Genomic DNA, 12,311 nt, shown 5'->3' with positions numbered 1-12,311 from the left:
CGGCCCGGTTCCATCGCCAGACTCGATCACGCGGCTAGCCCGAACGCACCCCGATGACCGATCTCGTCCTGGACGTCGTCCAGCAGGTGCTCAACGGGTTCCTCTTCGGCTCCTCCTATGCCCTCATCGGGATCGGCTTCACCATGATCTTCGGCGTCATGGACAAGCTGAACCTGGCCTTCGCCGTCACCGGGCTGGCCGGCGCCTACATCGGACTCGGGGTTCTCCACCTGACCGGGGCGCCGCTCGTGGTCGTCTTCCTCACCGCCGTCGCCGCCGCCGGGGTCCTGGGACTGGTGATCGAGCTGGCCTGTTTCCGCTGGATGCCGCGCGACTATCCGCTGGCGCCTTTGATGGCCACCATGGGGATGCTCTTCTTCCTGGACGAGGTGTTCGCCCACGCGACCTACGGGCGGCCGGTGGCATTCCCGGCTCCCCTGGGCCAGCTCATGCTGGACGCGGGGCCCTGGCTGCTCCGCGGGGACCTCGGCTTCATGTTCCTGGTGAGCCTGGTGGTCATGGGGGGACTCTGGGTCCTCGTCTACCGGACGCGCCTGGGCCTGGCGACGCGCGCCGTCTCCCAGCAGCCGGTGGCGGCCCAGCTCTGCGGCATCGGCCTCAGGCGGGTCAACGCCGCCGTATTCGTCATCACCGGGATGATCGGCGGCATCGCGGGCGTCCTCATCGGCTCGGCGGTCGGCAACCTCTCCCCGCTCCTGTCTCTGCCCCTCACCGTCAAGGGCCTGGTCACCGCCGTCCTCGGGGGGCTGGGCTCCATCCCGGGCGCCATCGTGGCGGGACTCCTCCTGGGCATCGTGGAGTACGAGGCGCTCTACTTCGTCGGCATCGGCTATCGAGACATGGTCACCTACCTCCTGCTCTTCGCCTTCCTCGTCTTCCGCCCGGGGGGCCTGTTCGGCTCGCGCGCCCGCGCCTGAGCCCGCCATGGAGTTCTACTGGAGCCTCCTGACCCTCTTCGGCTTCCGCATTCTCCTCGGGCTCAGCGCCTACGTCGTGATCCTCACCGGACAGATCTCCATGGCCCAGGCCGGCTTCTACGCCCTCGGGGCCTACACGGCCGGCGCCGCCACGGCCATGTTGGGCTGGCCTCTCGTGCCCGCCGTTCTGCTCGGGGCGCTGGTCGGCGGGCTCTTCGGCTTCCTGGTGGGTTTTCCCGCGCTGCGCGTCCGCGGCCTGTTCCTGGTGATCGCCACGCTCGCCTTCACGGAGATCGTCCGGATGGTCTTCCTGAACCTCAAGTACACGGTACGCATCGGGGACCGCACCATCGGCCCGGCCGGGGCCGAGGGCTTCCGCGGCATCACCTACTATTACCAGAACGGCTGGTCGTCGCTTCACATCGTCGCCTTCACCTGGGCCTGCGTCCTCGTCGTGCTCGGCACCTTCTGGCTCATGGACCGCTCCCGGGCCGGCGCCGTCCTCCGCGCCGTCGGTGAGGACGAGCTGGCGGCCTCCAGCGTCGGCATCAACCTCACCGCGGTCAAGGTCTCGGCCATGACGGCGGGGGGCCTGGTGGCGGGGCTCGCCGGCGCCCTGTATGCCCACTACGCCACCTACGTCTCCCAGGAAGACTTCGGCGTGCTCCTCGCCACCTTCGCCATCGCCTACGCGCTGATCGGCGGCACCGGGAGCGTGCTGGGGCCGATCGCCGGGGTTCTCTTCTTCTCGCTGCTCATCGACGGCCTCCGCTTCCTCGGCGACTGGCGAAACCTCCTCTTCGGCGTCCTGATCGTCCTGATGATGAACCTCCGCCCTCACGGGATCATCGACGTCGGCCTGGTGCGCCGGCTGGCCTTCCGCGCGCGGCCGGGTCGGGCGACCGCCGGTGCTCGCGACTGAACGGCTCAGCAAGCACTTCGGCGGGGTCCGGGCCGTTCACCAGGTGGACCTCGCCGTCCCCGCGAACGAGATCCTCGGGCTCATCGGCCCGAACGGCTCGGGCAAGAGCACGATCGTCAATCTGGTGACCGGCGTGTATGCGCCGACTGCCGGTCGGGTCCGCTTCCGAGACCGCGACATCACGGGCTGGCCGCCGCACCGTGTGCTGGCTACCGGGATCGGGCGGACCTTCCAGAACATCCGCCTCTTCGGCAACCTCACCGTCTGGCAGAACCTCTGGGTGGTCGGGCGGGCCGGGGCCCGGCGCGACCGGGGACGGCTCGGCCGGTGGCTCCGGACGGACCGGGCCCGACTGACCCAGATCGAGGCCACGCTGGAGTTCTGCGGACTCCGGGACCGGAAGGAGGAGCTGGCGCGCAGCCTGGCCTTCGGCGAGCAGCGCCGTCTGGAGTTGGCCCGCATCCTGGCCGCCGAGCCCGACCTCCTCCTCCTCGACGAGCCGGCCGCCGGGATGAACGCGGCCGAGATCGCGGAGCTCCGCGACCGGATCCGGCTCCTCAAGCAGCGCGGCAAGACGATCGTGCTCATCGAGCATCACATGGAGCTGGTCATGGCCGTCGCCGAGCGCGTCGTCGTGCTGAACTTCGGCGAGAAGATCGCCGAGGGTCCGCCGGCCGAGGTCCAGGAGAGCGAGCGCGTGCGCGAGGCCTACCTGGGGAAGCGACGCTGATCGTGCTCGAGGTCCGGGACCTCGTCACCAGCTACGGGATGATCCAGGCCCTCCGCGGCGTGACTCTCACCGCACGCCCCGGCGAGGTCACCTGCATCCTCGGCCCCAACGGGGCGGGCAAGACGACTCTCCTCTACACGATCGCGGGGATCCTCCGGCCCCGCCGGGGCGCGATCCGCTTCGAGGGTCGCGAGCTCTCGGCGGTCCCGGCCGACCGCGTCGTCACCCACGGCCTCTCGCTGGTCCCGGAGAACCGGCTGGTCTTCCCCCACATGTCGGTGCGAGACAACCTGCTGGCCGGCGCCTACCCGCGCCTCTCCCGGGATCGCCCGGGCGTCGCGGCCGACCTGGAAGCCGCCTTCGCGCGCTTCCCGCTCCTCCGCCAGCGCGCCGGTCAGGCGGCCGGGACCCTCTCGGGCGGCGAGCAGCAGATGCTCGCGATCGCCCGCGCGCTCATGGCACGTCCCCGGATGCTCATGATGGACGAGCCCTCGCTGGGGTTGGCGCCGATGGTCGTCGAGCAGATCTTCGAGATCGTGGCGAGTCTGAACCGCGAAGGCCTCACCGTGCTCCTGGTCGAGCAGAACGCCCGGATGGCGCTGTCGATCGCCCGCCGCGCGTACGTCCTGGAGCAGGGCCGGATCGCCTTCGAAGGCACGGCGGCCGAGGTCTCGGCCAACGAGGCCATCAGCCGGGCCTACCTCGGCATCACGGGCGGATAGCGAGGCGACCCCCGCCGACTTGACAGCGTGCGACGCCCCCCGCTAGTTTGGTGGCAACCGCGGGGCTGCGGCCCTGCACTCACTCTCCCCCGAGCAGCTGGAGGAAACGATGAAACGACTCGGCGTCGTCACCCTGGTGAGCCTCGTCCTGCTGACCGCGGCCACCGCCCAGCAGCCCGCCGGCGACGACCAGGCCCTCCCCAAGGGCTTCAAGGTCACGCCCGTGCTGAAAACCAGCAAGACGGCCAGCGACATGAAGATCGAGTATCCCAAGGCCGCGAAACCGGAAGTCGTCTCCGTGACCGGTGAGCTCGAGCCCGGAGGGCGGACGGCGCGCCATCAGCATCCGGTGCCGGTCTTCGTCTACATCCTCGAAGGCACGATCACGGTACAGGCCGACGGAGGGCGGCCGCGCGAGTACAAGCCGGGGCAGGCCTTCATGGAAGACGTCAATCACTGGCACCAGGCGTTCAACAAGGGTACGACACCGGTCAAGATCCTCGTCGTCTTCATGGGAGAAGAGGGCAAGCCGACCACGATCAACGCCAAGTAAGAGGCGGCGGGGAGCTCACTGCCGCACTTCTTCCCGTGGCGGGCGCTCCGGACGCCTTGGAGCGCAGCTGTCTCCCGAATGGATCGCGGGATGAATTATAGCTATACTTGTGGCTATAACATCGGGGGTGGGGCATGCGCTTTGCCAGCGTCGCCGAGGTCAAAAACCGGCTGTCCGCCTATCTGGCGCGGGCGAGGAAGACGAGAGAGCCCATCATCGTCACCCATCACGGCAAGCCCTACGCCTTGATCCAACCCATCTCCGAGAAGGACCTGGAGGGACTCGAGTGGAAGCAGCTTGCCAGGAAGCGCCTCGCTCGCGCCTGGGAGGGTGAGCCGGATGCCCCTCTACGACTACCTATGACCGGGGGCAGGTCGTCGTCGTCAACGTGCCGTTCTCGGACCAGTCCGGTTCCAAGCCGCGGCCGGCGCTCGTCGTCAGCGTGAACGCCTTCCACCGAAACCTGCTGGACGTCGTCGTCTGCCCGATCAGCAGTCGACCCAAGTACTACCGTCGACCCGGACCCGGCGACCACCCGCTCCGGGGCTGGAAGGCCGTGGGACTGCGCCATCCCAGTACCGTTCGCATCTCGAACATCGTCGCCGTAGAGAAGAAGATCATCCGGCGCGTCCTCGGGACGTTGAACCGGGAAGACCTGGAGCAGGTGGCCAGCGACCTGCGGCAGGCACTCGGCCTGTAGCGACAGGGGCCGACGGAGGGTAACCCCCTCACGTGGTGGACTTCGTCCAGGCCTTGGTCGACGGGGTGATGCTGGGCGCCACCTACTCGCTGCTGGGCCTGGGCTTCACGCTCATCTTCGGCGTCCTCCGCCGACCGAATCTCGCCTTCGGGCCCACCATCCTGGTCGGGCTCTATGCGGGAAGCCTCGTGTCCCAGCGCTGGCCCGGGATGCTCTCGGCCGCCGTCGCCGCAACGCTGGGTGCCGTCCTCCTCACGAGCGTGTACGTCGAGCGCTGCTCCTTCTGGGCACTCCGGCATCAGGCGCCGGTCGTGTCCATGATCTCGTCGTTCGCCGTGTCCATGCAGCTCCAGGAGCTCATCGCGCTGATGGCGCCGAGCCGCACCATGGCCTACCCCGCCCCCGCCTGGCTCCCTACCCTGTCCCTCGGTCCGCTGCTGTTTCGTGCGGATGCGCTCCTCATGTGGAGCGGCGCCACCCTGATCATGCTCGGCCTCTTCGCCCTCCTCTACCGGACGCGCCTGGGCACGGCCATCCGGGCGCTGTCGGATTCCGCGGAGGCCGCGACGCTCATGGGCATCGACGTCGGCGCCCTGGGAGCGGCCGCCTTCCTCCTCGCCTCCGCCGTCGGCGGCGTGGCGGGGATCCTGATCGTCACGAGCCAGCAGCAGATCACGCCGTACTTCGGGCTGTGGGCCACCGTGAAAGGTCTGACGGCCATGCTTCTCGGCGGCGCCGGCTCGCTGCCCGGTGCGGTCGTCGGCGGCATCGTGCTCGGCGTCGTCGAGACGCAAACGCTCTGGCACCTGGGCGGTCAGTTCCGCGACCTGGCCGCCTACGCTCTGCTCTTCCTGGCGGTGGCGCTCGCCCCTCGGGTGAGCCGGGGCCGCGCCCTCTGAGCGACTACGCGGTCTCCCTGCTGATCCGGATCGGCATCGAGGCCTTCGTGGCGCTCTCCGCCTATCTCCTGCTGGTGACCGGGCGCATCTCCTTCGGGCAGCAGGGATTCTTCGTGATTGGCGCCTATGCCGCGGGCCTGGCGACGGCCCTCTATGGTGCGCCGCTCGCCGGCGGGATCGCCGCCGGCGCGCTGGTGGCGGCCCTCGGCGGCGCCGTGTTCGCGCTCCCCATGGCGCCGACCCGTGGTCTCGGTTTCGCCGCGGGAACCCTGGCCTTCGGCGAGCTCGTCCGGATCGGGCTCCTGGCCTTTCACCATCAAGTGCGGGTGGGCCCGGATCTCGTCGGGCCGGCCGGGGCGGACGGCTTCCGCGGGATCCGTGCCCTCTTCACGAGCGGGACGCCGCTCGGCGCCTATGCGCTCGGGATCTACGCCCTTCTCGCGCTGACCCTCGTCGCCCTCGCCGCGCTGCTGCGCTCGCGGTGGGGCGAGGTGCTCCGCATGATCGGCGAGGACGAGGACCTCGCCGCTGCGGTGGGGATCCGCGTGGGCCGGGCCAAGATTCTCAGCCTGGCGGCCGCCGGGGCCCTGGCCGGCGTGGGCGGCGGCCTCTTCGCCCATTACGCGACCTACGTGGAGCCGGGCCACGCCGACGTCATGCTGGGCGTCCACAGCCTCGCCTACGGCCTGATCGGCGGCCTCGGCACCCCGCTCGGCCCGCCGATCGGCGTCGCGGTGGACATCGGGCTTCTCGAGTCCTTCCGTGTTCTCGAGAGCTACCGGATGATCCTCTTCGGCGGACTGGTGATGGTCCTCCTGGTCATCCGTCCACGCGGCCTGCTCGACGAGGTCACGGTCCACCGCCTGACGCGGTGGGCTCTCGGAGGGCGCCGGTGACGCTTGCCGTCGAAGGCCTCTCGGTGAGCTTCGACCGCACGGCGGCCCTCCGCGACGTGACGCTCGGCGCCGCCCCCGGCGAGCGGGTCGGGCTTCTCGGCCCCAACGGCGCCGGCAAGACCACGCTGTTCGACGCCATCGGCGGGTTCGTGCGGGCGGCAGCCGGCCGCGTCATGCTCGGGGACACGCCGCTCAGCGGGCGGCCGGCCGACGCCGTGGCCCGGGCCGGCGTGGCTCGGCTGTTCCAGACGCCCCGGGTGTTCACGCGAATGACGGTCGAGGAGAACGTCCGCGCGGGCCGCCCCCTCGACGCGGGACGATGGCTCGGATTGGTCGGGCTCTGGGCCCGCCGGGATGAGCTGGCCGGGGCATTGACACCGGCCGAGCGCCGCCGGCTCGAGCTGGCGCGAGCCCTGGCCGGGGAGCCGCGGCTGCTCCTCCTCGACGAGCCGTTCGGCGGGCTCACGCCCCCCGAGACCGACGCGATGGTCGCGCTGGTCGAGCACGCGGCGACGCCCGGCCGCATCCTCGTGCTCGTCGAGCACAGGCTCGCCGTCGTGACGCGCCTGTGCCCCCGGGTGGTCGTGCTCCACCTCGGGGAGAAGATCTTCGACGGCTCGCCGTCCGGACTGCGGTCGGACGCCCGGGTCCGGGCGGCCTATCTCGGAACGGCGCGATGAGGCCGCTCCTGCTGCTGCTCGGCGCGGTGGGCCTGGGCTGCTCGCCCCCACCCCCGGCGGCGGTGGCGGTCGAGGTCGCCTGCGCGCCCGAAGCGACGCCCCTGCGCCAGCGCTGCCGCGTCCGGCTCACCGACCGCCACACGGGGCGCGCCGTGGAAGGCGCCACGGTGACCCTCGCGGCCGAGATGCCGTCCATGCCCCTGCTTCACCGGGTCCGCCCCGTCACCGCCGCCCCGGGCCCTCAGCCCGGAACCTACCAGGGCACGCTCGAGCTCGAGATGGCCGGCCGCTGGGTCGTCGCCGTGCGGATCAGCCGCCCCCTCAACGACCAGGTGACCCACACCCTGGACGTCGGCTCCTGAGCCAGAGACGTCGCGCAAGTCGCTCGCGTCACGCTCGGCTCCAGTCGTCCTCCTCGATCTCGGCTTGCCGCAGAATCTCCTTGAGGAGGGAGCCATGGATGGTTTCTGCACCGTGCGGATTGGGAATATGCACCTTGCGCGGGCCGTTCTTCATGAAGGCGTGTTTACCGCCGGAAATCGGCCCAATCCACCCGAGAGCTCGGAACTTCCGGACGAGCTCTTGCCGGGTCGTCTGTCTGGGGAGCCCCATTCACTCTGGGGCGGTCAGTGCTGGTACAGAACCCTCAGATCAATCTGGTCGACGGTGGGAAGGTCAGGATCCCTGTCCAGCATCTTCAACATCACCCACTCTCGCAACACCTCTGCCAGACTATCCAAGCAATCCTTCGGAGAACTCGCGCCAGCCCACACCCCTTGAAAACCAGGAAGGTCAGCGTACCACTCACCGGACTCTAGCTGCCGGGGGACGGCTTGCCGCAACGCGACCGAGATGTAGCGCTCGAGGATATCCTCGGGCAGACGGATCTCTTCGACTGTGTCCGCCCGGGACCTGAAACCCCGCTCTTCCCGAGACCCAACCGAGGTAGCTCGTGTGTTCTGATCGATGACAAGCGCAGGATCATTGCTCATGCTCCGCCCCCCTCCTCGGTCTGTGGGCGTTTCACATGATCTGGCGCATTCACCACAAGAATGTTTTTCGACCGCAGAATGTAGATCGGGTTGCCATCCGGGTCGTACTGCTCCTCAAGTCGAAACACCTCGGTCGCGATCGGCTTGAGCTTTAGGATCGTTCCGTCGTCGAGCAAGTACTCATTCCAATATTCGCGGACGTTCTGGAACGAGAGTTCCGTCGCCTCCACCTCCGACCCGTCTGGCCCCTTGATTCTGCGTTTTCGCACGGCTTGGCCCTCAGCAGATAGGATACCAAGTGATTGGCCCCCAAGCCTGAATGGTTTTGTCTGATCTGTCAAGGCAGGGCCCCGACTCGGTAACCGGCCATTACCCCTGACTCACGGCGCTTGACAGCAGAGGGCTGGATGGCATACATCGAGACTGAGCCCGACCTTCCCTTCTAGCCACAGAGGAGTGCGACGATGCGCCAGCATGCGAGCGAATCCGCGCGGCTGTCCCGGCGGCAGTTCCTGGTCGGTGGCGGAGTGTTGCTCGGCGCGGCCGCAACGGGCCTGCCGACCATGGCCCAAGCTCAGGGACGTCGCGGCGAGATCATCGCCGGGGTCTCCGAGCGGGCGCTCACCCTCGATCCGGCCAACCACTACTCCATCTCGGCGACCTCGGTCCTCCGGCACATCTACGATCCCCTCGTCGACGTGACCAACGACTCCAAGTTCGTGCCGGCTCTGGCCGAATCGTGGCGCGTCGTCAACAACACGACCTGGCGCTTCACGCTCCGCAAGGGCGTGAGCTTCCACGATGGGAGCCCCTTCAACGCCGACAGCGTCGTCTACTCGCTCAAGCGGGTCCGGGACAACAGCAAGCTTATCAAGTCGTTCGTCTACCAGGACATCGAGACGGTGGAGAAGGACGGCGACTACGCGGTCAACGTGACGACCAAGCGGCCGTTCGGCTCGCTGGCGGCGCATCTGACCATGCTCGGCATGCTGCCGCCGAGCGCGGCCAGCCAGGAGGACGCCTTCTTCCAGAAGCCGATCGGGACCGGCCCCTTCCGCTTCGCCAGCTGGACCCATGGCGACCACGTCGTCATGGCGGCCAACCCGAGCTACTGGAAGCCCGGCCTCCCCAAAGTCGAGAAGGTCACCTTCCGCTTCATCCCGGAGCTCTCGACGCGGACGGCCGCCCTCCGGGCCGGCGAGCTCCACGTGATCGACCGCGTGCCGCCCGACCTCGTGCAGACCCTCAAGGGGAGCCCGGGGGTGCGGGTCCTCGACGTGCCCGCCATCGAGACGCAGCGCTGGCACTTCCAGCTCGCCAAGGAACCGGTGAAGGACGTTCGCGTACGGCAGGCGATCTCCCTCGGCATCGACCGCAACGTGATCATCAAGGACTTCCTCCTCGGCTACGGCCGTCCGGTGGTCTCGCCCATCCCGCCCGGGCTCATCGGCCACGCCAACCTCGGCCAGAAGCCCTACGATCCGCAGAAGGCGCGCTCGATCCTCCGGCAGGCAGGCCTCCGGGACGTGTCGGTCGACTGGGTCCTCATGAAGGACCTCTATCCCAAGCAGCTCGAGATCGCCCAGGCGGTGGCCGCGATGCTGAGCGACGTCGGCATCAAGGTCAACATCAAGAACCTGGAGATCGCCACCGCGCGCGAGCACCGGACGGCCGGCACCTACGACATCTTCTACTCGGGCTGGGCGCACCTTCCCCACGACCCCGACTGGTTCCTGGGCCAGTGGTTCACCCGAGCCGGCGCCGAGAAGCTCACGCGCTACAACAACCCCCGCGTCGAGCAGCTCATCGCCGAGGGCCGTGTCCCCGACCCGAAGGTGCGCCAGCAGAAGTACGAGGAGCTCCAGCGCATCCTGTGGGAGGAAGAGCCCGAGATCTGGCCGTACTACAGCGTGGCCATCTACGCCGTCAGCGACAAGCTCCGGAACTTCGAGGCCCGGCGCGATTACTACATCCTGCTGAGTGACACGAGCCTCGCCTAGTTCTTCGGGGGGGTCTCGGAAGACTCCCCCGATTCCCCCCCTCTCGGGTTGGGTGGGTGGGCGCGGCGGCATAGCCGCCGCTCGGAGCGGACCACCAACCGTCAGTGATTGGTCGATCCGCAGCGCAAGGGTACTCCGACAGCCTCGTAGTGCTCTGCTGACCTTCTCTGTGCCGCTCGGAGAGGGAGAGTAAGGGGCGTCGATGCGGTCGTATCTGGTCCGGCGGCTTTGGCAGTCCGCCGTCACGCTGGCCGGCGTCTCTGTCCTGGTCTTCGTCATCCTCCGGGTCATCCCCGGCGACCCGGCCAAGATGCTCCTGCCGGAAGGCGCCCCCCAGTCGGCGGTCGAGGAGCTCAACCGCCAGCTCGGGCTCCGCCAGCCGCTCTACGTCCAGTACGGCATCTTCCTGCGAAGCGTGTTCCGCGGCGATTTCGGCCAGTCCTTCCAGTACCGTTCGCCGGCGCTCCAGGTGGTCGTGGAGCGCCTGCCGGCGACCCTCCAGCTCACGCTGGCCGCCATGTTGCTGACGGTCGCCTTCGGGGTGTCGATCGGAATCGTGGCGGCGGTCCGCCAGGGAACGGGCTACGACTACGCCGGGACCGCGCTGGCGGTGCTGGGTCAGTCCCTGCCCAACTTCTGGCTCGGGATCATGCTCATCTTGCTCTTCGGCGTGACGCTGCGCTGGCTGCCCACCTCGGGCTTCCAGGGCTGGCGGTACCTCGTCCTGCCCAGCATCACGCTGGCCGCGTTCCCGACGGCGCTGGTGGCGCGGCTGACGCGCTCGAGCATGCTGGAGATCCTGAGCCGGGACTACATCCGGACCGGCCGGGCCAAGGGGCTGACCGAGCGGATCGTCGTCCTGCGACATGCGCTCAAGAACGCGACGATCCCGGTGCTGACGGTGATCGGGCTGCAGATCGGCACCTTGCTGGGCGGAGCCGTCATCACCGAATCCGTCTTCGCGTGGCCCGGCATGGGGAAGCTCGTGGTGGACGCCATCTTCTTCCGGGATTTCCCGGTCGTCCAGACGATCCTCATCCTCTCGGCCACGGTGTTCGTCCTCATCAACTTGCTGGTCGACGTGCTCTACACCGTCCTCGACCCCCGGATCCGGTACACCTGAGGCCGCCGTGATCGGCGTGCCCGTCTCCACCGACGCCGAGACCCGCCCGCTGGTTCCCGTCCGCGCGGTGCCCGCCGGCGGCGGGGTTCTCCGTCTGGGCCGGCGGAGTCCGCTCACCCTGGTGGGCGGGCTGATCCTGCTCGTCGTGGTCCTGGCCAGCATCGGCGCGCCCTGGCTCACGCCCAGCAATCCGATCAAGCCGAGCTTCGGCAAGCGGCTCCAGCCGCCGTGGGCGCTGGGCGGCACCTCCGCCTACGTGCTGGGCGCCGACAACCTCGGGCGCGACATCCTCGCCCGGGTGCTCTACGGCGGGCGGATCTCGCTGGCGCTCGCCGCCAGCGCCGTCGTCCTCGCGGCCGGGGCCGGCGTGGTGGTGGGGCTCGCCGCCGGCTGCTTCGGGGGACGGGTCGACGATTTCGTCATGCGAGTGGCCGACGTCCAGCTCGCCTTCCCCGTCATCATGCTGGCCATCGCCATCGTCGCGGTGGTCGGGACGAGCCCGCTGGCTCTGGTGGGCGTCCTGGCGCTCAGCGGCTGGGTCCTCTACGCGCGCACCGTGCGGGCCAACGTCCTGACGATCCGCCAGCTCGAGTACGTCGAGGCCGCCCGCACCCTGGGCGCCAGCGACCTGCGGATCATCGTCCACCACATCCTGCCCAACACGCTGGCCCCGATCCTGGTCATCGGCTCGAGCCAGTTCGCGACGATGGTCCTGCTCGAGTCCGGGCTCAGCTTCCTGGGGATGGGTGTCCAGCCGCCCCAGCCGTCCTGGGGCCTGATGCTGGCCGAGGGCCGCGACTATCTCTCCAACGCCTGGTGGCTCGCCACCGTGCCGGGCTTCGCCATCTCCCTCGTCGTGCTCGGCGCCAACCTGCTCGGCGACGGCCTCCGCGACCTCCTCGATCCCCACCTGCGTCCGTGACAGCCGAAGCACGACCTCGGCCTGGTCTTGCTGACCAACATCAGCGGGGCGAAGGCGGATCAGGCCCTCTACGCGCTGGCGGGGGGCTCTACCGGAGGCATCGGCCCCGGTAGTCGGCGCCCGGCGGTCCCCTTGACACCGGAGGGGGACCGGCCTACTGTCCCGAGGGGCGGCGGTGAAGCTCGCTCGCTGGTCACTCACCTGCTATCGCCTGGGCTACGACCGCGAGATCCG

The 12,311-nt window shown here is 69.1% G+C and carries 15 protein-coding genes and 1 pseudogene; 13 read left to right on the top strand and 3 right to left on the bottom strand.

Going from position 1 to position 12,311, the window contains the following annotated elements:
- The first annotated feature begins 53 nt into the window (after positions 1-53).
- The 10 genes and pseudogenes from VGW35_15815 to VGW35_15770 all read left to right on the top strand — a co-directional run bounded on the left by VGW35_15815 (position 54) and on the right by VGW35_15770 (position 7,402).
- The gene (locus tag VGW35_15815) at positions 54-938 is read left to right on the top strand and encodes a branched-chain amino acid ABC transporter permease (protein HEV8309126.1); all 885 of its coding nucleotides are present in this window, start codon (positions 54-56) and stop codon (positions 936-938) included.
- 7 nt (positions 939-945) lie between these two features.
- A complete protein-coding gene (locus tag VGW35_15810) occupies positions 946-1,860 on the top strand; it encodes a branched-chain amino acid ABC transporter permease (GenBank protein HEV8309125.1) in 915 nt (304 codons plus the stop codon).
- On the top strand, positions 1,847-2,590 hold the full coding sequence (locus tag VGW35_15805) for an ABC transporter ATP-binding protein (protein HEV8309124.1): 744 nt from the start codon (positions 1,847-1,849) through the stop codon (positions 2,588-2,590). The genes VGW35_15810 and VGW35_15805 overlap by 14 nt, the downstream gene beginning before the upstream one ends.
- A gap of 2 nt (positions 2,591-2,592) precedes the next feature.
- Positions 2,593-3,312, top strand: coding sequence for an ABC transporter ATP-binding protein (locus tag VGW35_15800; GenBank protein ID HEV8309123.1), 720 nt, complete (start codon positions 2,593-2,595; stop codon positions 3,310-3,312).
- A 109-nt stretch (positions 3,313-3,421) separates the two neighbouring features.
- Positions 3,422-3,865, top strand: coding sequence for a cupin domain-containing protein (locus VGW35_15795; GenBank protein ID HEV8309122.1), 444 nt, complete (start codon positions 3,422-3,424; stop codon positions 3,863-3,865).
- Positions 3,866-4,241: 376 nt separating this feature from the next.
- Positions 4,242-4,565: pseudogene (locus tag VGW35_15790) on the top strand (type II toxin-antitoxin system PemK/MazF family toxin).
- A gap of 32 nt (positions 4,566-4,597) precedes the next feature.
- Positions 4,598-5,464, top strand: coding sequence for a branched-chain amino acid ABC transporter permease (locus VGW35_15785; GenBank protein HEV8309121.1), 867 nt, complete (start codon positions 4,598-4,600; stop codon positions 5,462-5,464).
- Positions 5,365-6,360: a branched-chain amino acid ABC transporter permease gene (locus VGW35_15780; GenBank protein ID HEV8309120.1), complete on the top strand. Its 996-nt coding sequence runs from the start codon at positions 5,365-5,367 to the stop codon at positions 6,358-6,360. The genes VGW35_15785 and VGW35_15780 overlap by 100 nt, the downstream gene beginning before the upstream one ends.
- Complete coding sequence (locus VGW35_15775; GenBank protein HEV8309119.1) at positions 6,357-7,040, top strand: ATP-binding cassette domain-containing protein; 684 nt, start codon at positions 6,357-6,359, stop codon at positions 7,038-7,040. Before VGW35_15780 ends, VGW35_15775 begins: the two co-directional genes overlap by 4 nt.
- Positions 7,037-7,402 (top strand): FixH family protein, encoded by a 366-nt coding sequence (locus VGW35_15770; protein HEV8309118.1) that lies wholly within the window; start codon positions 7,037-7,039, stop codon positions 7,400-7,402. Before VGW35_15775 ends, VGW35_15770 begins: the two co-directional genes overlap by 4 nt.
- A 28-nt stretch (positions 7,403-7,430) precedes the next feature.
- Here the strand turns inward: VGW35_15770 and VGW35_15765 are convergent, their stop codons facing one another.
- Genes VGW35_15765 through VGW35_15755 form a run of 3 tightly spaced genes read right to left on the bottom strand, consistent with a single transcriptional unit; the run spans position 7,431 to position 8,301 of the window.
- Complete coding sequence (locus VGW35_15765; GenBank protein ID HEV8309117.1) at positions 7,431-7,652, bottom strand: type II toxin-antitoxin system HicA family toxin; 222 nt, start codon at positions 7,650-7,652, stop codon at positions 7,431-7,433.
- 14 nt (positions 7,653-7,666) lie between these two features.
- A complete protein-coding gene (locus VGW35_15760) occupies positions 7,667-8,032 on the bottom strand; it encodes a hypothetical protein (GenBank protein HEV8309116.1) in 366 nt (121 codons plus the stop codon).
- Positions 8,029-8,301, bottom strand: a complete 273-nt coding sequence (locus VGW35_15755; GenBank protein ID HEV8309115.1) for a hypothetical protein — start codon at positions 8,299-8,301, stop codon at positions 8,029-8,031. The genes VGW35_15760 and VGW35_15755 overlap by 4 nt, the downstream gene beginning before the upstream one ends.
- A gap of 195 nt (positions 8,302-8,496) precedes the next feature.
- On the opposite strand from VGW35_15755, the gene VGW35_15750 reads away from it, so the two are divergent.
- From VGW35_15750 to VGW35_15740, 3 genes are all read left to right on the top strand, one after another.
- Complete coding sequence (locus VGW35_15750) at positions 8,497-10,032, top strand: ABC transporter substrate-binding protein (GenBank protein HEV8309114.1); 1,536 nt, start codon at positions 8,497-8,499, stop codon at positions 10,030-10,032.
- A 202-nt stretch (positions 10,033-10,234) separates the two neighbouring features.
- Entirely contained in the window at positions 10,235-11,155 is a 921-nt protein-coding gene (locus VGW35_15745) for an ABC transporter permease (protein ID HEV8309113.1), read from the top strand.
- A gap of 7 nt (positions 11,156-11,162) precedes the next feature.
- Positions 11,163-12,077, top strand: a complete 915-nt coding sequence (locus tag VGW35_15740) for an ABC transporter permease (GenBank protein ID HEV8309112.1) — start codon at positions 11,163-11,165, stop codon at positions 12,075-12,077.
- Positions 12,078-12,311 lie beyond the last annotated feature (234 nt).

It is taken from the genome of Candidatus Methylomirabilota bacterium (assembly GCA_036005065.1).
In the GTDB taxonomy this organism is placed as follows: Bacteria; Methylomirabilota; Methylomirabilia; order Rokubacteriales; family DASRDR01; genus DASYQW01.
This window is presented reverse-complemented; position numbering and strand designations above follow the sequence as displayed.

Coding starts and splice junctions, on each gene's coding strand:
- VGW35_15760 (HEV8309116.1), bottom strand. CDS start 8,032: ATGAGCAATGATCCTGCGCTTGTCATCGATCAGAACACACGAGCTACC.
- VGW35_15765 (HEV8309117.1), bottom strand. CDS start 7,652: ATGGGGCTCCCCAGACAGACGACCCGGCAAGAGCTCGTCCGGAAGTTC.
- VGW35_15795 (HEV8309122.1), top strand. CDS start 3,422: ATGAAACGACTCGGCGTCGTCACCCTGGTGAGCCTCGTCCTGCTGACC.
- VGW35_15815 (HEV8309126.1), top strand. CDS start 54: ATGACCGATCTCGTCCTGGACGTCGTCCAGCAGGTGCTCAACGGGTTC.
- VGW35_15770 (HEV8309118.1), top strand. CDS start 7,037: ATGAGGCCGCTCCTGCTGCTGCTCGGCGCGGTGGGCCTGGGCTGCTCG.
- VGW35_15810 (HEV8309125.1), top strand. CDS start 946: ATGGAGTTCTACTGGAGCCTCCTGACCCTCTTCGGCTTCCGCATTCTC.
- VGW35_15750 (HEV8309114.1), top strand. CDS start 8,497: ATGCGCCAGCATGCGAGCGAATCCGCGCGGCTGTCCCGGCGGCAGTTC.
- VGW35_15745 (HEV8309113.1), top strand. CDS start 10,235: ATGCGGTCGTATCTGGTCCGGCGGCTTTGGCAGTCCGCCGTCACGCTG.